Origin of the sequence: Ketobacter sp., from assembly GCF_003671495.1 — a bacterium.
Classification (GTDB): domain Bacteria; phylum Pseudomonadota; class Gammaproteobacteria; order Pseudomonadales; family Ketobacteraceae; genus Ketobacter.
Genome location: NZ_RCHN01000044.1, coordinates 14,767 through 37,049 on the forward strand (window position 1 = coordinate 14,767; position 22,283 = coordinate 37,049).

18 protein-coding genes are annotated in these 22,283 nt (G+C 57.2%); 3 read left to right on the forward strand and 15 right to left on the reverse strand.

The window, feature by feature from the left end; translation table 11 throughout:
• Window positions 1-22: 22 nt before the first annotated feature.
• From D9N14_RS20135 to D9N14_RS20160, 6 genes are all read right to left on the reverse strand, one after another.
• Entirely contained in the window at window positions 23-1,864 is a 1,842-nt protein-coding gene (locus D9N14_RS20135; RefSeq protein WP_290583152.1) for a methyl-accepting chemotaxis protein, read from the reverse strand.
• 15 nt (window positions 1,865-1,879) lie between these two features.
• A complete protein-coding gene (locus tag D9N14_RS20140; protein ID WP_290583154.1) occupies window positions 1,880-3,112 on the reverse strand; it encodes an ABC transporter substrate-binding protein in 1,233 nt (410 codons plus the stop codon).
• A gap of 27 nt (window positions 3,113-3,139) precedes the next feature.
• Window positions 3,140-3,676 (reverse strand): chemotaxis protein CheW, encoded by a 537-nt coding sequence (locus D9N14_RS20145; protein WP_290583156.1) that lies wholly within the window; start codon window positions 3,674-3,676, stop codon window positions 3,140-3,142.
• A gap of 38 nt (window positions 3,677-3,714) precedes the next feature.
• Window positions 3,715-4,074 (reverse strand): PleD family two-component system response regulator, encoded by a 360-nt coding sequence (locus D9N14_RS20150; RefSeq protein ID WP_290583158.1) that lies wholly within the window; start codon window positions 4,072-4,074, stop codon window positions 3,715-3,717.
• A gap of 15 nt (window positions 4,075-4,089) precedes the next feature.
• Complete coding sequence (locus tag D9N14_RS20155) at window positions 4,090-4,824, reverse strand: response regulator transcription factor (RefSeq protein ID WP_290583160.1); 735 nt, start codon at window positions 4,822-4,824, stop codon at window positions 4,090-4,092.
• Window positions 4,825-5,061: 237 nt separating this feature from the next.
• Window positions 5,062-5,859, reverse strand: coding sequence for a hypothetical protein (locus D9N14_RS20160; RefSeq protein ID WP_290583162.1), 798 nt, complete (start codon window positions 5,857-5,859; stop codon window positions 5,062-5,064).
• Between the two features lie 129 nt (window positions 5,860-5,988).
• On the opposite strand from D9N14_RS20160, the gene D9N14_RS20165 reads away from it, so the two are divergent.
• A complete protein-coding gene (locus D9N14_RS20165; RefSeq protein WP_290583164.1) occupies window positions 5,989-8,241 on the forward strand; it encodes a WD40 repeat domain-containing protein in 2,253 nt (750 codons plus the stop codon).
• 7 nt (window positions 8,242-8,248) lie between these two features.
• Here the strand turns inward: D9N14_RS20165 and D9N14_RS20170 are convergent, their stop codons facing one another.
• From D9N14_RS20170 to D9N14_RS20200, 7 genes are all read right to left on the reverse strand, one after another.
• Window positions 8,249-10,729 (reverse strand): hybrid sensor histidine kinase/response regulator, encoded by a 2,481-nt coding sequence (locus D9N14_RS20170; RefSeq protein WP_290583166.1) that lies wholly within the window; start codon window positions 10,727-10,729, stop codon window positions 8,249-8,251.
• Window positions 10,730-10,865: 136 nt separating this feature from the next.
• Window positions 10,866-11,444 carry a TetR/AcrR family transcriptional regulator gene (locus D9N14_RS20175; RefSeq protein ID WP_290583168.1) on the reverse strand — a complete coding sequence of 193 codons (579 nt, stop codon included), beginning with the start codon at window positions 11,442-11,444 and terminating at the stop codon, window positions 10,866-10,868.
• A gap of 51 nt (window positions 11,445-11,495) precedes the next feature.
• The gene (locus tag D9N14_RS20180) at window positions 11,496-11,915 is read right to left on the reverse strand and encodes a hypothetical protein (protein ID WP_290583170.1); all 420 of its coding nucleotides are present in this window, start codon (window positions 11,913-11,915) and stop codon (window positions 11,496-11,498) included.
• A 22-nt stretch (window positions 11,916-11,937) separates the two neighbouring features.
• Entirely contained in the window at window positions 11,938-12,636 is a 699-nt protein-coding gene (locus D9N14_RS20185) for a hypothetical protein (RefSeq protein WP_290583172.1), read from the reverse strand.
• Between the two features lie 13 nt (window positions 12,637-12,649).
• On the reverse strand, window positions 12,650-12,859 hold the full coding sequence (locus D9N14_RS20190) for a hypothetical protein (protein WP_290583174.1): 210 nt from the start codon (window positions 12,857-12,859) through the stop codon (window positions 12,650-12,652).
• A 31-nt stretch (window positions 12,860-12,890) separates the two neighbouring features.
• On the reverse strand, window positions 12,891-13,733 hold the full coding sequence (locus D9N14_RS20195) for an AAA family ATPase (RefSeq protein WP_290583176.1): 843 nt from the start codon (window positions 13,731-13,733) through the stop codon (window positions 12,891-12,893).
• Window positions 13,734-13,755: 22 nt separating this feature from the next.
• Window positions 13,756-15,330, reverse strand: a complete 1,575-nt coding sequence (locus tag D9N14_RS20200; RefSeq protein WP_290583178.1) for a nitric oxide reductase activation protein NorD — start codon at window positions 15,328-15,330, stop codon at window positions 13,756-13,758.
• 486 nt (window positions 15,331-15,816) lie between these two features.
• Between D9N14_RS20200 and D9N14_RS20205 the strand changes: the two genes are divergently transcribed.
• Entirely contained in the window at window positions 15,817-16,146 is a 330-nt protein-coding gene (locus D9N14_RS20205) for a hypothetical protein (RefSeq protein WP_290583180.1), read from the forward strand.
• Between the two features lie 63 nt (window positions 16,147-16,209).
• Here the strand turns inward: D9N14_RS20205 and D9N14_RS20210 are convergent, their stop codons facing one another.
• Window positions 16,210-16,890, reverse strand: a complete 681-nt coding sequence (locus D9N14_RS20210; protein WP_290583182.1) for a hypothetical protein — start codon at window positions 16,888-16,890, stop codon at window positions 16,210-16,212.
• A 96-nt stretch (window positions 16,891-16,986) separates the two neighbouring features.
• Window positions 16,987-17,352 (reverse strand): YkgJ family cysteine cluster protein, encoded by a 366-nt coding sequence (locus D9N14_RS20215; protein WP_317622653.1) that lies wholly within the window; start codon window positions 17,350-17,352, stop codon window positions 16,987-16,989.
• 334 nt (window positions 17,353-17,686) lie between these two features.
• On the opposite strand from D9N14_RS20215, the gene D9N14_RS20220 reads away from it, so the two are divergent.
• Window positions 17,687-22,267: a M4 family metallopeptidase gene (locus D9N14_RS20220; protein ID WP_290583186.1), complete on the forward strand. Its 4,581-nt coding sequence runs from the start codon at window positions 17,687-17,689 to the stop codon at window positions 22,265-22,267.
• The last annotated feature ends 16 nt before the right edge of the window (window positions 22,268-22,283 follow it).

Sequence of the window (22,283 nt, forward strand, 5' to 3'; positions counted from 1 at the left end):
AGACCTGGCTTCCACTGTCTGGTTACGCTGCCGAGGCAGGCCGTTCCGGTTCGGTGTGACCGGGTAACTTGAACACCTGTACCGACGTCAGCAATTCCGAGGCAAACTGCACCAGGCTTTCGGTATCCGCCCACTGACGTTTGAGTTCTTCGTCGGTGGTGTGGGTGCTGCTTTCAATCTGCGAGGCAATCTGACGCAAGGCTTCGTTCAGTTTTACCTGCTTTAACGCGCGGTCAGAGATCTGCGCCACCGAGGCCACCAGCTCCGAGGTGGTGTCCTGGGTCACCCGCATCTGTTCACCGGCCTGCTCCGCCCGTTTGGAACCTTCCACCACTTCACTGATGGTACGGTTCATGGTGTTGATGGCGTCGCCGGTTTCCGATTGAATGGTTTTTACCAGCGAACTGATCTGGGAGGTGGCGTTACGGGAGCTTTCCGCCAGACGTTGCACTTCGTCGGCCACCACCGCAAAACCGCGTCCGGCTTCACCGGCTGCCGCAGCATGCATACTGGCGTTCAAGGCCAATACGTGGGTACGTTCGGCGATGCTGTTGATGATGTCCACGATACCGCTGATTTCCTGCGAACGCTCCCCCAGACGCTTGATACGTTTTTCCGATTCGCTGATGGATTCGCGGATTTCGTTCATGCCGGTGACGGTGAGCTGTACCGCACTGAACGCCTGTTCGGTGGTGGTGGAGGCCTGCTTGGCCACGTTGTCACTGGTCTGGCACAGCTTGGCGATCATCAACATGGTTTTACTGGCCATCTCCAGACGTTCAGAGGCTTTCTCAATGATCAAACGTTCATTGGCGGCCACTTCCGACACCCGCTCACTCTGTTGGCGCACGTTACGGGCACTGGATTCCACCCGGTTTGCCACCTGGCGAATCTCCATCAGTACCCGTGCCGTTTCAGTGGCCACCAGGTTCATGGAGTCGGCGATGGGGCCGGTCACATCCTCACTCACCGGCACGGTCACCGTCAGATCCCGTTCACCCAGTTGCGAGGTGGCTTCCAGCAGGCGGATGATGGAATCGTTGAGGCGGTCGTTCTCCTGCTCTTTTTCCACCAGTGCGGTTACCCGGGCGTCCAGCATGGAATCCAGAGCGGTGGACAGCTCCGCGATTTCATCGGTGCCGTGTAACTCGGTACGGGCGCTGTAGTCGCCGTCATTCACCTGTTTTACCGTATTCATTACCCGGTTGATGGGATCAACGATCGAGCGGCGGATGGTCCACCCCAGGAAGATGGCAAGGCCGATACCGGCAGCAAACAGCGTCAGAAGGCTGACGACGAAGATCACGTTACGATTGGAGAATACGGCAAAATAGTTTTCCGCCTGCTGCCGCTGATCTGAAATCTGGGTTTGCAGTTTCTGCAGGAACGGTGCCGTCAGGTAATCCAGGTCGTTGAGGATAAACAGTTCCAACTGCCCCCGGGACTGCTGCTCGCCCAAACTCAGCATGGCGTCGTAGGCGGCGTTCAGGTTTTCCAGCGCGCCCTGGTATTCCTGCAACACAGCAGCGCGCTCCTGTTCAGGCAGGTGCTGCAGATACGCTTGCCAATCCTGGTCGAACTGTTGTTTGGAACGCGCGATGGCGGTGTTGGCTTCGGTCCAGATCATGGTGCCGCGATACACGTTGTTGGCCACGTCGATAAAGCGGCTGCGCACATCGTGGGCGATGTTGGTGAGCATTACCCCGCGGTCCACCTGACCCTGCAAGGTGGAAACGGTGCCGGAGGCGGACTGGATGGCCACCAGGGCGGACACCCCGACGATGGCGATGGTGGCCGCCATGGCCAGGATCATCACCAGCAGGCGGCGCCCAATATTCAGTGCACGAAATCGTTGCGTAAACATAATGACTTCCTCAGATTATAACAATGACTTCCACAGAGCCGCGTCCATATCCACATAGGCGGCACCGTTAAAATACGTGGTGGACACCAACGTGGAACCTTGATTGTTGCGGCGGAAGCTGAGATCGAGCCCACCAATATTGAAACTGTTGCCTTTCGCCGCCTTCACAAAATTCTGCCGGTTCAGCTCACCTTCCACATTGTTGAGAATGGCGATGAACATCTTGCCGACGATGTACCCCTCCAGGCTGACATAACCAAAATCCGAGCCGAGGGCGGTTTTTGCTTCCTGAATAATGGGAAGCTTCTCATCCAGCGGCGGCACCACCTGAGTCATGATAAATCGATCCTGTACACCGAACTGGGTCAGCACGTTTTTGATGTTATCGGCACCGGTGAACGACACCGCACTCACCAGCCAGTCTTCGCCCTTGTAGCGGGAATATCCCACGAAGCGCCCCACCGCATTGTACGTGCCCACCGAAATCACCAGTCGACACTGCACATTATTCTGCTGCTCCCAATGCTTAAGGGATTCGTAACCGTCGCGGGAGGTGAGCGTATTACGCTGATAGACACCCACGGGGCCGATGTTGTTGCGGGCGGGGTTGTCTCCGTCCAACGCCAGGATCTGATCCAGTCGTTCAATGATCTGACGGGTTTTGGTGCGCTTCTTCAGCGCCATCTTGATGCCTTCCACCCCGGCCATGCCGTAGGCGTCGTTCTGCACATAGGCACAGATCTGGTCCACGTCCATGCCGTTGTCCAGGGCCTGGTCAATTACCGCTGCCGCTTCTTCGATGTAGGAGGCACGATAGTTGATGACATCACCCTCACCGGGTCGCAGCAAACCGGCACCGGTAAAAAAGCCCACTGCAGGAATTTCATTCTGAGCCAGGATCGGCAGCGCCACTTTGGCCGTAGGCGTGCCCACATTGCCCAGCATGGCAAAGATACCACTGTCGATTAACTGTTGGGTGCCGCGCACCGTCAATTCCGGTGTATAGGAATCGTTGACCGTAACGTATTTCAGGCTGCGACCGCGCACCTGCACACCACGGAACGCTGCCTCGATGCCATCGCGCATACCCTGACCCAAACCGCGGGACTGACCTTCCAGATCCAGCACGCCACCCACATAGATGGTTTTGTCATCCACCCCAGCACGGGGAGCTGCAACGCCGGGCAGTGACCAGCTTAGTGTGGCCAGGGAACCGATTGCCGCCAGTAACCATTTATTCCATTTCACTCTGCTATCCTCCAGGGTGATTCGTCCTTAATGAGTGACCACCAATTGCTTGGCCATTTGGCTGAACAAGCCATCAAAATCCAGCTCCAGCCATAATCCGTTGTCATAGAACAGATTGCGGCAATGGGGCAGTAACCTCGGTGGCACACCGGCCTGATTGTCCATCTGTTGCTGCGCGCTGAACTGCAGGCGCTTGGGCATGGCGGGCAACAACACCGCCAGACCTTTCTGCTGCGGTTCCAACACCAGAAAGCGGCGCAAACGCTGCGGTGCGGTGCCACTGCCCAGCGCCAACCGCTGCAGATCAAACACCGGCAGGATGTAACCCCGCAGTTGCGCCATCCCCAGAAACCAGTCGGCCGCGCCGGGCAAGGGGCACACCTGCAGGCTTTCCACCACTTCGCAACGCGCTTGGGGTGGAATCAGAATGCCAAGCTTGTCCAGGGCAAAACCGTGGCCCTGAAAGGCGTATTCCGTTCTTTGTTCTGGGCCATCGTCCAGCATCAGGCGCGCAGGGGCCTGGCTATCCAACGCCGCCACCGGCGATAGCAGGTGATCTGTCATAGTAAAACCTTTAGCGAATTGCGCTCAGCAAGCGGTTCTCAGCAGTAGCTGGCGACCTGATCGATGATTTGCTCTTCCGTGTACGGTTTGGTGATCAGGGCCTTACCGCCCTGCTTAAGGGCCCACATGGCATCGGCCTTTTGCCGTTTGGAACTGACAAACAACACCGGAATATCTTTGGTGTCCTCGGCCTGGGTGATTTCACGGCAGGTGCGATAGCCGTCGGTGCCTTCCATGACGATGTCCAGCAGGATCACGTTGGGTTTTTCAATGTGCGCCAACTGGATGGCTTTTTCGCCGGAGTTGGCAGTGACCACTTGATAGTTGGCCTTGGTGAGAATGCTTTTCAGATTTTCCAGATCCACGGAGGAATCATCCACAATCAGTACTTTTGCCATGACATCAATCTCCATTTACACGGCTTTGCGGGCACGGCTTACCATGCGTTCGAACACATCCGAGAGCTGGGCATCCGTGGGGGGTTTGGTAAGATAGGCATCGCAGCCGGCCATATTGCCGCGGATGCGATCAAAGGGTGAGGAATTGCTGGTGAGCATCACCACGAACACCGGGGCGATGGCTTTCAACTGGCGACACACCTGATAGCCATCCATACCGGGCAATACGATGTCCAGGAACACCATGTCAAAGCGACGCTCCGACATCAACGCCACTGCCTGCTCGCCGGTTTCGGCGAATGCCATATCCATCAGGCTTTCGCACAGATTGGGCAGGCGCAGGTTCAAGAATTTTCGGATGGGCAGGCTGTCGTCCACCACCAGTACCTGCAGATGCTCCTGCCATTGTTCCGGCAGTTTTTTTGCGGCCTGATCCAATGCCTGCACAAACTTTTTCAGTACCAGGGGCCGCGACAACAGGGGATTCACCGCGCGCTGCTCCGGCTCACTGCCAATGAAAATGCCCTGGGCGGTTTTGTTTTTGAACTTGAGGGATTGCCAGTGGGAGATGGACTGCTCATCGTCGGCATTTACCAGAACAATCTGGGCCTGCTCCAGGCTGCCTTCTTCTGCAAAGCGAAACTTGCTAAGCTGTTGAGCACTCAAACGAAAAATATTCTGGATGAACTTTTGATCCCGCCCGGTCAGCCCGATGTGACTGATCAGGATTTTATTGCACGCAATCGTCATGCTGCTACCCTGCCTTTACCGGAACAACATCCGTTGCTGACGCGATTCCGATAACAATTCCCTTCTGATTGGGGTAAATATAGCAGAGGCTTTATCGTTCAAAGTTTGAACAACCTTTATCTGTGATGACGATCACTCAAATTGCGCGAAACACCTGAAATACACTGGGCGTTGGCGCAAGAATGTGAATCAGCACACTGTGACCCTGGCGGCCCGGTCACAGCAACGGCGTAACCGCTACCAGCACACCGCAGCACCTTGATCATCAACACAGAATTGATGGCCGCTCCATTGTGGCGTCTCCACGTATTGCTTGCGAAGGTTTGTTGGATTCACCACCGCAGGCGTGCTGATTTCACCGGTAGTGCCCCAGCATTTGAGACCCTCCTGGTCAATCACACACACGCGGGCCGTCAGCATTTCCATCTCCATTGGCGGATACAGTAAGGGGGCATCCTTAGGAATCAGGTTGGGATGGCCCCAGCACTGCACCCCTTCGTCCACCTGGGCGCAAGCCGCGTTACCCGCCACGGCCACCTGCTGGGGATTGTTCAACGGCGGCACCTGGCCCACCTCATCATTGGCAGAGCGGGGCCAACATTGTACTTCACCACTGCTGAAGGCCGCACACACGGCGCTTTCACTCCAACCGGCATCCAGCAATATGGTGCCGTCCACAAACACCGGCTTAATGGTTTCCTCGAAGTACACCAATCCGGTGCTACAGATCAACTGATCAGCGCAGATTCCGGAAAATGCCAGATCACAGGTCTCCGCTGCCGTGCAGCTGCGATGATTCCAGCCGATGAATTCATAGCCCGGCGCCGCGGTGGCGGTGAGCTTGACAATTTTGTTACCGATAAAAGGCGGATTGAGTTTGACGGAGGCCGTACAGCTCGCCTCACAATCCACGCCAGCCGGTGACGTGATGCTGCCTTGCCCGGTCATGACCACATTCAAGTCCACATCCTGCGCACCACAGGCGCTGAGCAGCATGACCGCCAGAACCAATAATCCTTTTGTTATGCGATTCATCGTCCATTCCTTTTTGCTTTTCCATTCCAGAGAAGCGCTATTCTTCCATTCCTCCACGGCGAAAGCTTGTAGAATCAGGCCCATCTCTCTTACACTCGAACGCACACCCCGATACAAGCACGCAACACGATGGCCATCGAATTGTCCGGCGGACTGCGCCTGGTCTGGAACTGGGACAACCTGCTCAACCATGACCTGGTACCACGCATCATCAATATCCAGAGTGGGAAAACCCTGTGTCAGCTAAAGGGTCACACCGACATGATTCGCGGCGGACAACGGTTGCCGGGCGGGCGGGTCATCACTTGGTCCAACGATGCCAGCTTGCGGATCTGGGACATTCACAGCGGGGAGTGCCTGGCACTGCTCACCGGACACAGCCGCTACATTTGCAGTGTATATCCATTAGCGGACGGGAGCCTTGCCTCGTGGTCCGATGACCATACGCTGCGGGTCTGGGACCCAAACAGCGGTCGTTGCATCCTTTGCCTGGACACCACCCCCTGGCTCGACGAGATCATGGCACAACACACTGGCGATCCCAGTGCGCTGCCGGATGTTGAATGCCTGGTGAAAGTGGATGCCGACACTCTTGTTCTGTGGGAGAAGAAGACCAGCCGGATTGGCATCTGGAGCCTCGCCCAAGGCACCCGGACACATGCGCTGTATCATGCACCCAAGTACCCAGGTGCCTACGACTTTGGGCAGCTGTTTGATCTGCCGGGCGATTTCTTTGTCAGTCACAGCTGGTCCAATGGCGCTGCCATTATCTGGAGCGCCCGCAGCGGCCGACCTGGCGGCACCTTTGATGGACGTTGGGATGGAATGCTGGGATTCCCGCGCCGGTTGTTGTGCTGGCGTCATCACCTGCGCAGCAATGATTTTCAGATTTTGGACCTCAAGTCCTGCTCTCCCATCGTCCAGAGCACCGTTCATGGGGCCCGCCCCAGCCAGGTTCATCGTTATGGGGATGGATTCGCTGTCTGGCTGGAAGATTTTCGCTTGCTGCTGCTGAATGAACAACTGGAGGTGACTGCCACGCTGCCACAACCATTCCGGGTCCTGGCAGGCGTCAAGGTATTCGATCCTTACCAGCCGGTACCAGACCCAGCGTCACTGGCCGCGCATATCGAGCACACCGACCCGAATGCCGTCCGCTATTTTTCACCGGGCAACAGCGCTCCCTCAGCGTTGGAGATGCGGGCGCATTTTCACAGCAATCCGTTTTGCAGTGACATTCAGTACAGACTCACGCCGGACACACCCTCACTCAACAGGAATCCGTCCAACAGCACTCCCGACACAACACGCCCATTGGTCGCACAGTTCACCAGCTGGCCCAGCCAGCGTAGCGACATGCTGCTGGAATTTGCCCGCGATAACCTGGGTTCTTTGCTCTGCCAGGACATCCACTCAGTAATACACCACATGGATTTTCATCAGCAAAGCAACACCGCTCCGTTCACTCTCAGTCCTCCCTGTGGCGCGATCGGTGGTGCCGAATTCTGGTGCCATGTGTATCGCACGCCCCGGTTGGTGATCACCCCGGGCGGTTACAGTCCCGATCCATCCCTGTCGCGGTGGGTCTCCATTGCCGACCCGGCAGACCCGCCCTGGCACCTGCTCTCCGCCCGTAAACAACGGCTGCGTCTGACGGCAGATGGCGATCTTCTGTTCTGGAACATCGAGCATCGCAGCTCGCTCTGCCTGCTGCAGCGACAGGATGACAGACTGGTGAACGTGGCACTGGTAGCAAAGGATGATGAGCTGGATCGTGTTCAGGGCCCGATGGTGATCGCCCCGGATGGCGCCATTCACTTTTTAACGGAGCACGGGCTGACTCCGCTGCTGAATCCACACACTGACGCTTCAGTGCGTGTCGATCCGGATACCCGTCGCTACTGCTCATCCCATTACTGGGCCGACAACCAGCAACTGGCCATTCTGCGGGAGCGGGATATCCTGATTCTTGACGCCACCAACGGCGACACCATTGCGACGTTGGTAACCCCGTTTGACGGCCGCGCCCACGGCGTCGCCTTGTTGCAGCAACAACGCTGGGTGGCCTGGACCCGTTCGGAACTGGCCAGCTGGTGCGGCCAGACCTTTCAACCCTTGTTTCGAATCCAGGAGCCCGGGGAGTGGGGCCCCGGGTATGAAAATGTGGTACCACTGGCCAGTGGCGAACTCGCCTATTGCAGCGGCAGCTACAGCGGGGACAATCGCATAGTAGTCTGGGATGGCGCCGCCAGAATGGACATCGTGCACGCCCACGATCAGGAAGTGGTACACCTCTGCGAAGCCGGAGACGGCTACCTGATCTCTCACTCCGAATCCGACCGCTACTGCAGATGGTTTCTGCCATCGCGCACAGTGGGGTGACGGCGGTTCAGTCCATTGCCCGTCGAGATGATGAATTTTCCAGAAAGCCCTGCAGACGCTCCGTGAACACTTTTACTTCAATGGGCTTGGCGATATAGGCATCCATTCCCGACGACTTAATTTTGGCTTGATGCTCCTGTACCACATGTGCGGTCAAGGCAATCACCGGCACCCGTGTCAGGCTATGCTCCATTTCATATTGGCGAATCATCCGGGTTGCTGTGTAGCCATCCATTACCGGCATTTCGCAATCCATCAGGATCAGCGCGCAGTTTCGATGATGTCGGCGGTAATACAGCAACGCCTGCTCACCATCCGCAACCGTGTGAAAACGCAAGCCCAGGCGTCGCAGCAGACCTTCCACCACCATCTGATTCACTGCATTGTCTTCCACTACCAGTATGCTCTGATCGGTCAGCTGCGGCAGTCGCTGGATTCCCGATTCCGGCTCACCGCGGGGCATCCCATCGTCTGCATCCACTGAATCACAACGAATGGTAAACCAGAACGTGGACCCTTCACCCGCCACACTGTTGACCCCGATCTTGCCACCCATCAGTTCCACCAATCGTTGTGAAATACTGAGCCCAAGCCCGGTGCCACCGAATTGGCGGGTAATGGAGGTGTCCGCCTGGCTGAACGCGGAAAACAGCTTCGCCAACTGGTCTTCACTGATGCCGATGCCGGTATCACTGATTTCAAATCGTATCAGATGTTCACCACCTGACACAGCGTTCGGCTCCGACGGCCGCTGGGTCAGCGGATGTACCCGCAGGGTTACACAACCTTCCGTAGTGAATTTGAGGGCGTTGTTCAACAGGTTCAGCAACACCTGGCGCAGACGGGTGGGATCGGATTTCACTCGCGCCGGCGTGGTTGGGTCCCATTGATAAGACAGCTTGATGGCGTTTTTGCGGGCCGTCACTTCACAAACGCTGATACAGTCCCGGATCAGTTGATCCAATTCGAACCCGGTACTTTCGATCTGCATTTTGCCGGCTTCAATTTTTGAGTAATCCAGAATATCGTTAATGATGCTGAGCAGCGCCCTGCCGGAGTTGGTGATCACCTCCACATAGCGTTTTTGTTCCGGCTTAAGATCTGTGCTCTGCAACAACTCGGTCATGCCCAACACGCCATTCATGGGGGTCCGGATCTCGTGACTCATCACCGCCAGGAATTCACTCTTGGCCTTGCTCTCGGCTTCCGCCTGGATGATTTTTTGCGTCGCCAGCATTTGTTCCTGCTGAGCACGCTTCTCGTTCTGGTGGGCCTGTTCCAGCATCGTCAGGCGCTCTTCGCGATCCAGATTAATACGATCCGCCATGGCGAAAGACAGCAGCAGCACCTGGAACACACTGCCGAATTCCGGCGCGTACTCGGTGAACACATTGGGCTGGACCACACCGGTTTTGGTAAGCGCCTGGGTGACGATGAGTGACAGTACCGAGGCATACCCCAAAACAAAAAAGCGCGCCAGCCTATGACCTTGCAACAACATCAGAATACCAATCAGGAATACCGTGGTACCCGCCAGGATGCTGGCCCCCACCGAGGCCCGTACGGTAAAATGATAAGGTGCTAATCCTGAAAGGGTTAACAGGAACAACACCAGGAACACACTGCCAAATCCGGTACAGATCCAATAATAAACACGATGCTGCTGCTTCAGGCGCAAAAAACTCACTGCAAAAAAGCAACCGGCAAAGCCATACAGCGCCATGCCATAAATGACTGCTTTCTGATTAAACTGGGGCGACCCTGGCCACAAATATTGAAATGCCAGGCCATGAATGCTGCTTTGGTAAATGGCATAGGCCCCGATGCCCAGCACAAAGAGTAAATACGTGGAATCCCTGACGCTGGCGAACAACACCAGGTTGTACAACACCATGATCAGCACCACACCGTAGTAGACGCCCTGCGCCATTAAAAAATGCTGCTCATGCTCGTTGTAGTTTTCCAGAGAACGCAGCACCACTGGCAGCTGTACAATGCCCTCGGTTTGCACCCGCATATAAATCTGCAGGGTTTCGCCCGGGGGGAATTCAACCGGTAGAATAAAGTTCCGGTTGTAGATGCGGCGGGTGTCGAATGCCAGCAGATCTCCGGTTTCGTAACGGTCAATCCTGTGCCCGTCGCGATAAACGTAAAAGATCATGCGGTCGATGGAGGTATAGCTGGAAGTCAACAACATGGCCAGCGGAACGGCGGCCGGATTGAAGGCACTGAAGCGGAACCAGTGAGTGTCAGCAGAGAAGCCCATACTGGGCACATCCTGCTCCGTGGCAGTCCACCACTCAGCGGGCAATGCAAGCACCTGCTCAATATCCGAATCACCGTCGCCATCCACCCAGTATTCCATGTGTGCACCCACAGAGACGCGGCTCACGGGCGCGGCAAGCTCAATGGGTGGGGTGGCGGCATGAACGGTGGGCACTGCGCAGAAAAAAAGCAACACCGCCAGATAATAAATCGACTGATTCAAACCACTGTGGGCTCCCAAAGCGTCAGCGGCTGCGCTAGCAACAGCAGCTGCTTTCCATGGTTCACTATAGACCAGTCTCTAGCGTACCGGAGTCAGTGAAAGCAGGAAAGGCAGCGGGAATGATTAACGGAAACGATCAGCGACTGCGTTTGCCTGCTTCGATGATGGGACCGGCAACAGCGCAGTCGAGAATCTCGGCCACTTGCTCCACCGGCAGCGGATCAGATTGTCGCAGCCACCAGGTGATCAGCTCCAATGCGCTGCTGACGATCAGGACCGTACCCAGATCCGGTGGCATCAGGCGATCCGGTTGGCCGCGCACATCCGCCACCGCCCGGGCCTGACGCAGAAACTCATCGCGAATAAACCCGGCCGCGCCACCGGTGAGTAAGGTCTTCCATAACGAGCGCTGATCGCTGACGTAGGTGAGCAACGCGATGGCGGCGGAACGCAGGTCTCTGGCATCCAGCACCGGCATGGACAACTGGAACAGGGTACTGATTTGTTTTGCAGCGATGGCAGCCAGCAGTTCCTCTTTGCTGGCATGGTGACGAAAAAACGTGGTGTAGCCGATGCCGGCCACCGCCACAATATCCCGCACCGTGATCTGTTCCAGACTCTTCTCTTCCAGTAACTTCAGCATCGCACTGTGCAATGCCTCCTGGGTGCGGAGCGCCCGCGGGTCCAGATAATCCGGTGAGTCTTCCTGCTTCATAGTTCACCCAAGAATAGAATTCGCTGCTGTTGAACAAGAAGCGCAAGTCTATCACGGAACCCCGGTCGACTCAGCCGCCTGGCGCGCTGCCACGCGCTGGATCAGCTCCCGATAACCGATGGCTTTATACTGCGGCCTGGGTTGAATCCCCCACTGATCCTGGGCCGTGGTCTGGCCGGCGCCTTCCGCCGGACCGAACAGCGGATAAGGATAGATGCAGACCCTGGATTCGTCGGCAAAGCGGATCTTTTCGAATTCCGTGCAAATCTCCTGCAGCGATAACGTGGGCCAACCATACCACATGGCCAACAGGGGAAAGGTAAATGCTCCTTCCAACACCAGTGCGGTCAGGCACACCACCAACCCCCGCTGCAACCATTTGTGCATGCCGGCAAAGGCCGGCGTGGTACCCAGTGGTAACGGCTGTTGGTGTGACTTGGTTTCATTCAACGAGGCTGGTTCCGAATTCATAGTGTTCACCCGTGTTTACACATCAGTGGGAAAAGATTTCCCGGTTAACGGAATGCAGATAAGGCAATGCCAAAAACGGGGTGATGTAAAAGATGTCATACAACCACCAGCCGATCACTGGAAACACCACTCCGGTATAACGAACATCGGCGAAGATGGTCATATTGGCGATGTAACCGGTCCAGGCCACCACCCCAAACCAGCAGGTGATCACCAACCACTGGTGACCCCAGCGTTTCATCTGCAGAAAACCGATGGCGGCGGCGATGCGCATGCTGAACACCAGGGGCAGCAGGGCGATCTCCCAGGCTTTTTCACCGGGGGCGCTGGCACCACCGATCCACAGTTCGTTGTAATGCCAGAAGTAACCGGCGTCGAACATGTTGCCCCAGGCCATCAGAAATACCCGTGCCAATAACGTGTGGTGCGCCACCATATCCAGGGCCCAGCCGATGGAGTTCAGGGCCGCATCCACCGCCACCAGATAACCGATCAACGTCACCATCATCGGTCGCACCGTCAAGCCCGCCCTCTGGGCTTTCAGTTGCAAGGCCAGGCCGCGCAGAAACAACGGCAGCCCGATAATGCCGAATACCGCCGAGCCCAAAAACAACGCCCCGCTCATCATCCATTTATCGGCCTGCCATTGCGCCTGACGACTGCGTTCATCGTGTGTGCCCAGAGCGTTCATACCACTCATGGACGTTGTCAGTTCACTCATAACGATCCCTCTATTACCAGTCGCGGGTGGAATACATGTACATTTGAATCAGGAACATGCTCAGCAGGTAGCCGTAACAGACAATCTGAAACGCAATCAAACCCCGCCGCCGGCGCCTGTCCTGTTCGCTGATCGCCTGTTCACTGATAGCCGGTGCACCGACGGGTTGCTTATTGAGGGTTTGCCTGCTAAAGGTTTGCTTACTAAGGGTTTGCTCATTCATGGCCAAGTCCTCTTTCGAAATCGTTAGGGTGTTACTGCGCGGGCATTAAGGTGGCCGCCGCCAGTTCCCGCATGCCGGAGGGCACCACGCCATCCTGACTGAGTGGCGCCAGAATGCAGATCTCCGCCGCTTCCACCTCCCCCGCCCCTTCCGCCACCAACGCGGCCGCCGCCACCAATACCCGGGTGGATGGCGGCTCGATGTGCAAGGCCGCGTCAGCACCCCGCAAACCCACGGCCAACTGCACCAGGCGACGGGCCGACTCAGCGTCGACCCCGGTTTCCTGCATCAGTACCTTCGCTTCCTGCTCCGGGGCCAGATAGTCCATGGCCAGGGTAATAAAGCGCTGCCGGAACGAAGGTTTCAACTCTTTGATGGAACTGCGATAGGCGGGGTTGTAAGAGCACACCAGCATGAAACTGTCCGGTGCCACAATCACCTCACCGGTGCGATCCAGGTACAAAGTACGGCGATGATCGGTGAGGGAGTGCAGCACGGCCAGGGAATCGTGACGGGCCTCCACCACTTCATCCAGGTAACACAAGGCACCCTGTTTGACGGCACGGGTAAGCGGGCCGTCGTTCCACTCCACATCACCGCCACGCACCATGAAGCGCCCCACCAGATCAGAGCTGGTGAGATCGTCGTGGCAACTGATGGTCACCACCGGCCGCCCCAGGCGCGCACCCATGTGTTCGATGAAACGGGTTTTGCCGCACCCGGTGGGGCCAGTGAGCATCACTGGGATACGACGCTGGTAGGCCAGTTCAAACTGCCGCTCTTCATTCTGGTTCAGCTGATAGCCTGGGTTGGGCTCGTGACCTTGGCTTGCCTGTTCGTTATGAACCGACTGATCGTGCATTGTGTTCTGCATAATGAGTGTCACTCTGTTGGGATCAGGCCGCCACCAGTTGCTGGTGTACCCTAGCCAGCACCCGGGGCAGCTCGTCCAATGTGTTGATGCGGATTGAGCGCCGCACACCGAATACATCCGGCAACGGGTCCACCCGGGCCGGCCCCACACCGATGTAGTATGGAAACACACCGGCGTCCTCCGCCTCTTCCACCGCATGAGCCACATCGGCCCAGGCGTAATAACCTTCGTAACCTTCATCCGACATCTGGCCATCCCCCATCATGATCAACAGACGCCGTCCGCTACGCTGCCCCAGCAAACGCTGGGTGAGATGCCGGATGGGTGCACCCAGGCGGGTGTAACCGCCAGCACTCAGCCCCAACTGCCCCGGCAACACGGCACGCCGCTCATCAAAATCCTTCAGGCACACGACGTCCACCCGATGGCGGGTGTGACCGCTGAACACAAACAATCCGTGTCGCTCCCGTGCCCGCACCATGGCCCGGGACAAGGCATCCGCACAAGCCAACTCCAGTGTGAACACCCGCCCCTGCTGCACCCCCAATGACGCGCTGCCATCCAGCAACAGGGCCGTCGCCACATCCCGCTGGGCCGGCACCAGATCCCGAAATATCCGGCCATCACTGGCGCCACCGCCGGCCTGATCCAGAACGTGATTCAGGTACTGGTCCACATCCAGATCACAGCCGTCTTCCAAACGGTTGCGCAGAGTGCGATGGGTGGGGGCCTCAAACCAACGCTGCAGGCTGGCGCTGACGGGCGCGGCCAGGGTGACCGCAGCCGTCACCGGACGCTCCAGCACCGCCACATAGTGCGGCAGGAACTGGCGCGTCCACACATTCCATTCCGGATAGGGAATGCCGGCACGCTCGCCGATGTTAACCGGCGGGGTATCGTCCTGCGGGCGACTGGGGGGCGGCAGGTTGGGGTTCTGTACATTGCCATCCCCCCCGGCGGGAATGCTGAACTGGCCCGGCGCGAACCGGCCCCGGGTGGACCAGGGCATGCGACCGTAGAGCCGCCGCAGTGCATTGACGAAACCCGGCTGGGCCGCCGTCGCCAATGGCAATCGCCCCAGCAGGGCATGCTGTTCCCGTTGCTGAACACCGTTGGTGATGTTTACAGAGGGCTCGTATGTCCACTCCGATGCCATGTTCAACGCCAGCTGCAACATGGTGTCCGCATCCAGATCGGGGTCCTGGGCCTTCAGGTCCGGCAATCGCTGTTGCAGTTCCTGCCCGAGGCCCGGGCAGCGGGCCAACACCCACGCCATCGCCACGCCGCCCTCCACCCGGGATAACGCCTGTTGCTGGCGCCGGGACAACTCTGCAATCGGCAGACGGGCAACGCGCTCCTTGGAGGGCGAGCACTGCAGGGCAATACCGCAGGTGAGCGTGCGCTGGGTCCAGTCAGCCAGCAGGGGCGGGAAGGGCACATACACCCTGGCGGTGTTGCCGCTGACACTGAACCCCCGCTCCGGCCCCGACATAATCCGCACCCCCCGCCGCCGCCCGGCAGACAGTACCGACGCCAGCAGAGTGCAGTCCTGCTCGAACTGGGCGGGATTGCTGGGAATGTGGGCCGGTGTGCTCATGCTGATTACGTGTCCGCTAAAAAGTGCCGATGGAATCCATCAGCCAGTACCAGAAAGCGATGATCAGAATCACACCACCAAATGCCACGAACAGTCGCAACAGATCCACCCACATGGTTCACCTCCTGGCGATTCGAATTCAAACTATGGAATACTGTGTATCACAGATCGTGACTATGATACACAGTATTCCATAGCGGTCAACGGCCTTCAGGTCACCCAGCGCCCGGTGATTGGGAATATGAATTTTTCCAGAAGGGTTATAAAAGTGTGAACCAGTCGATAGAAAGCAGAAAAATAGTGTCGGGTTTTTTTCCACTGATGCGTGCAGGGGTTTATAAGATCATGATTATCAAGGGTTAAAAAGTTGGCAATGGAATTGCTTGCTACACCCTGCTGGCGTTGGTTTCACTCGCTGTAGCGGACGTCAAAGTAGCGCACTGCCCAGCATCATCCGTTCACCATTCGATACAAGGGCAACTTGATATGAACATGGTAAAAGCATTTCTGTTAACACTGGTTATCACTCTGGTGCCTACTTACGCCTTCAGCGGAAGCTCGCATCCAGACAAGTACAACTCCAAGGACAAGTACTCTTCCTACAAGGATAAGCACGATTCCAAAGGTCGTGGTCACGATAAAAAGGAATGTCACAACGGCAAACGTTGCGACAAAGACCCGAAAGGCCCGAAAGACCCCGGTGGTGAAGTGACTGCTGTTCCTGAAATCAATGCCGGCGGAACCGCCATTGCATTGGCATTGCTGGGTGGTCTGGTGCTGGTTGCCAGAGAGCGTAAGCACTCCTCACAAAGCTGATTTTTCGTATTACGGTTTGGTCCTGGACACGGGTGTCACAGCCCGTGTCCAGGGCGGATCGAGTCAGAGCGCCTTGGTGCTGACGAAACTGCTGGCATCGTAGCGATATTGCTGGGCATAGAACTGCCACTTGCCACCCGAACGCACCCCCAACACCGTCGCCATACCACCATCGTAATAACTTCTCACGCCCTGGTTTGGCAGCTTCATGTATTTTGGATTTTTGGAATATTGACCGATGGAATAGCGCCGGCGGGATGCCGCGTTCGCCACATTTTCCAAAGACGCCGCTTCCACGGTTTCCCTGGCTTGGGCACCTTTCAGGTTCTGTCCGTAATTACCCGCCAGATGCAGCACCGTAACCTTGGACCCATCCCCGGATTGATCCTGGATGGTGAAGCGGCAACCGTTCAATTGCGAAGTCAAAAACAGTCCCGGTCCGCGGTTATCCAACACCGCTTTGGACACGCCAGACATCTCGTTCTGACCATCCCAATGCTTCCAGGGCAGGTACCAGATGCGCAGCGAATTGCGGGTAGTGTCACTGTCGTTGGCCCCGCGCAGGATATAGGTACCGGTGTTGGCATCGTGCTCCAGCGCCACATCCATTTGCTGGAACTCCGCCCGCACATTCTGACCCTTGACGTAATCAAGGCTCACTTCGTCCACTAAAAACTTATACTCGGTTAACGCACTCAGTGCATCGGAATCGAGTTTGGTCAGGAAATCCTCCAAGCCCGGCATAATGACCTCCTTGCCTTTTCTTGCGGCGCTCAGTTGTGGTGTCCCGTGACAGGACCGCCATGGAGCTTGAAGTATAGTGCAAGGCTCGTCAGGTGATCAGCCCACCGGGTCCAGCGTTTCCCAGGCCTGGTCGGGCAGGGCCGGCAAACCATGGGCAGCCCGGGCCCGATTGCAGTCCGGATTACCCACCGGAGTTTCACTGTGGCAGGAAAACTCCCGGCAGGTGGATGGCCGGTTCTGATAAATGCTGCAACGCACCTGGCTGCCCACCTCACCCAACAGGGCCACGCAACGGCCCGGCCGTTGCTCCGTGCCTTTCATGCAGCTGTAGACGTGATTCACTTTGGAGGTAAGGATGTCCGGCACCTGACCGCCAGCACTGTCGGCCTCACCCCAATAAAAAGACACCCGGAAAAAACTGCAACAGGCCCCGCAACTCAGGCAGGGAGAAGGACTGGCCAATGGGATATTCGACACACACAAATCCAACAGCAAAATGGGGTCGAAATTGTATAGCTGCCCCAACACCGGCAACATGAAATTTTCTTCACCGGGACGTCAAGGTTTTTTGCATCAGCTCGGCACGGCAACGTAGCCAGACCTGCCCTGGATATTTCTTGATCTTACCCACCGCTTTCGCTAGGCTGGCCGTTCGCGGAGATCTGTTTACTGATCCCGCCTTTTGTATTTTTTGCTGCCAGCCCGGCGGTTTGGATATGGGCGTTGCACAAGCCAATGCAACCCAATACCAATAAAGGGTGGGCAAAAAAGCGTTGATCTGTTTTGGGGATAACACATGAACACAGGGACATCCGTGTCGCGCATCGCCGTCGTGGTGATGATGTGCGTCATTCCGAGCGCCATTTACTCTGCCACCTGGGAAAAGGTTCAATCCGGCAACTTCGACCAGCCGCTGCGTAACGTCACCACCGGCATTGCAAGCACCCCGTCCGACATCGAAAGCGTGGCTACTGCCCTGGATCTGCCCCCTGGGGAAACCGTAGTGGCGCTGGATGAGGGCAAAGACAGGAACGGTAACCTTCACCGCCGCTATCAACAAACCTATCAGGGCCTGCCCATCTGGGGCCAGCACATCACCGTGCATGAACAGGGCGGCGCCGTTTACTCCGCCCAGGGCCAGGTTGCCCGCGACATTGATCAGGACATCGCGCCGGCTTTGATTGCCGCCACCTTCAATCCGGCCCTGTTCATTCCCAGCGGCCAGGATCCTTTTGCCCAGCAGGCGATGCTCTGGCTTGACCAAAATACCGAGCTGCCGGCAGCCCAATGGCGCCTGCAGAATTACAGCAGCACCCGCCAGGTTTACCTGCACAACCAGACCGCCAAACTGGTGCGGGTGATTACCTTTTTGGGCCACGCCCCTGCGGTGGAGCCGGTGCGCCCCACCCTGATCATTGATGAAATCACATCGCAGGTGCTGGCGGCCTGGAATGGTCTGGCCCACGTGGAGGCAACCGGACCCGGCGGCAACGAAAAAACCGGGCGCTACCATTACGGCACGGACCATGACTTTCTGGATGTACGTGAAACCGCCGACGGCTGCGTGCTGGAAAACGATAACGTTTACACCGTGGATCTGGCCAACGGCACCAACGACAACCTTTCAACGCCCTTTGTGTTTGAGTGCTACGAAAATACCGCCCGCCCGGCCAACGGCGCCTATTCCCCGCTGAACGACGCGCACTTTTTTGGCAATACCGTATTCGACATGTACCAGGACTGGTTTGGGCTGTCGCCCCTCCGCTTCAAGCTGGCGCTGAAAGTGCACTACGGACAAAACTATGAAAACGCCTATTGGGATGGGGCGTCCATGGTGTTTGGCGACGGCAACACGGTTTTCTATCCGTTGGTGGACATCAACGTGGTTTCCCACGAAGTCAGTCATGGCTTCACCGAACAGAATTCCGGACTGATCTATAACGGCCAATCCGGGGGCCTCAATGAATCCTTCTCCGACATCGCCGGTGAGGCCGCCGAATATTATCTGCGGGGCGAGGTGGATTGGCTGGTGGGCGCCGACACCACCAAGCGCCGCACCGCCATGCGCTATTTTGAAGACCCCACCCTGGATGGACGCTCCATCGGACACGCCGACGACTACACCACCAACATGAGCGTGCACTTATCCAGCGGCGTCTACAACCGCGCCTATTTTCTGCTGGCGAATACTCCGGGCTGGAACCCGCGCCTGGCCTTCGACCTGTTTGTCCATGCCAACCGGTTTTACTGGGGCCCTGCGACGGATTTTGCTGCGGGCGCCTGTGGCTTGATTCTGGCGGCACAGGATCTTGGCCGGCCCGCGGTGGAAGTAGCCGCTGCATTGCGCAGTACCGGCGTATTCTGCCGAGACAACATTCTGGATACGGATGAGGATGGCATGCCGGATAACTGGGAGTTTCAATGGGATCTGGATTTCCTTGATCCTGCTGATGCCAACCTGGACGCGGACAACGACGGTTTGAAAAACCGCGATGAGTATCGGTTTGGTACCAGCCCCAGGTCTGAAGACACCGATAACGATACGCTGACCGATTACGATGAGCTGTTCGTGCATGGCACCTCCCCCAGTCGTGCGGATACCGATTTCGACAAAATGCCCGACCAATATGAACTGGCCCAGCAATTCAATCCGAAAGATCCCCAGGACGCATTGCTGGACGCTGATGGTGATGGCTTCAGTAACGTGGAGGAATACGAGTTCGGCTCCGATCCCCATGATCCCGCCTCCCACGTGGCCGTCATTGAGTTTATGTTTGAATCCTTCGAAAGCATGCCGCAGGAGCGCTGGACCTTCACACCCGACAACAGCACCTGGGGCTGGCAGACGGACAATTTCTGGAGCACCCATGGGCACTGGAGCCTGGCCGCCATGGACGTGCCCGACGCCAGTGAAGCCAGGGCGATGCTGAGTGGCTTTTTTGATGAAGGCACGCTGAGCTTTGACTTTCGGGTTTCCACCGAGCGCGTCAACGACCGCTTACTGGTGTATGTGGATGGCGCGGCAAAGCTGGATGCCTCCGGCACGCAGGAAGACCGGCTGTCGATACCCCTCAGCCGCGGCTATCACCGCATTGAATTTGTCTACTATAAATTCCAGGTGTACACCGAAGGCCTGGATCGGGTGTGGATTGATTCACTCCTGTTCATGAACGCCAACCCGGATGTGGATGGCGACGGCATGGACTCCCTGTGGGAAATCGACAACGGCCTCGACCCCCACGATCCGGCGGACGCCATTCTGGACGACGACGCAGACGGCTTGAATAACCTGGAGGAATTCCAGGCTGGCACCAGCATCTTCCTGGAAGACTCCGACGGCGACACCCTCTCCGACGGAGATGAAGTCAAACTGCATCGCACCTCCCCGATTCTGACGGATACCGATGGCGATGAGATCCCCGACCAGCACGAGCTGGGCTTTGGCTTTGACCCCACCGATCCCGCCGATGGTTTGCTGGATTCGGATGGCGATGGCATCAGCAACACCCACGAGTACCTGGCCGGTTCCGATCCGCTGAACAGCAATTCGGTGCCCCCGCTGGTACAGTTCTTCGAAGAGGATTTTGAACAAACCCGATCCGCGCTGTGGACAACACACACGCCATTCGAAGGCGAGGAATGGTGGTACACCCCTTACTGGTCCACCCAGGGCGACTATGCTTTCATCACCAGCAAGAAGCAAAACAGCGGGCAATCTGAGCTGCGCTTGCTGCAGTATTTTGATGACGGGGTGATGACCTTCGATTACTCCGTCAAGACCTTCGGTGACAATCGCTTTGAGGTGTATGTGGATGATGTGCTTACCGCCGTGGAAAGCGGTCAACATCGAGGCGAGCTCAGTCTCCAGCTCACCCGCGGCATGCACCAGATTCGATTTGTACTGGCGAAAGGCAACAGCAGTCACGAAGAAACCGAATGGCTTGCCATCGACCGGGTGCGCTTCATCACCTCAATCGCCGATGTGGATGGGGATGGCCTGCCTAACCTGTGGGAGTATGAACACGGCTACGACCTGCTGAATGGCGCCGACGGTGCCTTTGACCTGGATAACGACGGCTTGACCACCCTGCAGGAATTCCAGGCCGGCTCCGACCCGGCCAACGGTGACACCGACGGCGATACCCTTTCCGACGGGGATGAGGTCAAGCTGCACCAGACCTCGCCGATCAATGAAGACAGCGACACCGACGGCATGTTGGACCCCTACGAACTGGAGTACGGCTTCGACCCCAACAACGGCGCCGATGGCGCGCTGGATTCCGACCACGACGGACTCTCCAACCTTGAGGAATCCCGAATCGGTACGCACCCCCATTATGCGGTGTCCTCTGCCAATCCGTTGACCACCTATTTCGAATCCTTTGAACGATCGTTCCCGGAATGGACACTGAATCAGTCGGCCAAAGGCGGCCAATGGGCCACCAACACCATCTATTGGCAAACCGATGGCAAGTTGAGCCTGCTGGCCAACTCCTACTATATGGACGCCGGTGAAACCCTTTCCGCGGAAATCACCCTGTATGTGGTAGCCGGTAACTTTACCCTGGACTACTTCACCTATCTCACCACCCCCGGCAGCGAATTCTACATCCAGGTCGACAACGAGAAGGTGTTCAGCAGCGAGAGCGAGGCCCATGGCAGCCTGTCCATCCCCTTGTCCGCGGGCGTTCATACTCTCAAGTTCAAACTCTACTACGGCGGCTCTCCCATCGTTCGGGCCTACATCGACAATCTGCGCTTCACGCCCGTGGACAGCGGCGTCGATGCGGACACAGATGGCATGGCGGACGCCTGGGAAACCCGTTACCTGTTGAACCCCGCCAACAACCTGGATGCATCTGAAGACGCGGATGACGACGGCTTTACCAATCTCGATGAGTACCTGCGCAACCTGAACCCGTTGGAAGGTAACGTAGACCTGCGCCTAACCTTGACCGATGTTTACGACAACAACTCATCCGAGATTAATTACCAGGTACGGGTGTACAACCAGAGCCGGGTCAACGCCACTGATCTGGTGATCAACAACGCCGTGAACCAGCCCAACTTTGACGTACTGCTGGAGGAGGGCAGTGGCCTGCAGTGCGACCCGGCCAACGGAACTCTGCTGCGTTGCACGCTGGCGGAACTGGGAGCCACCGCCTACGCCGATTTCCGGATCAAGGTGTATACCACCGAGAAGACCACCTTCTCGTCTTCTGTGGAGGCCTCCGAGGTGGATCACAACCCCCTCAACAATGAGGATACCCAGCAGTTTGCAGCCGGCCCGATGCAATGGCTGACATTACTGGCCCTGAGCCTGTTGTACTCTGGCCGACGCCGACTCAGAATAGACGCATCGAGTGCAAAGACTTAGCCCAGTGCTGGCAGGA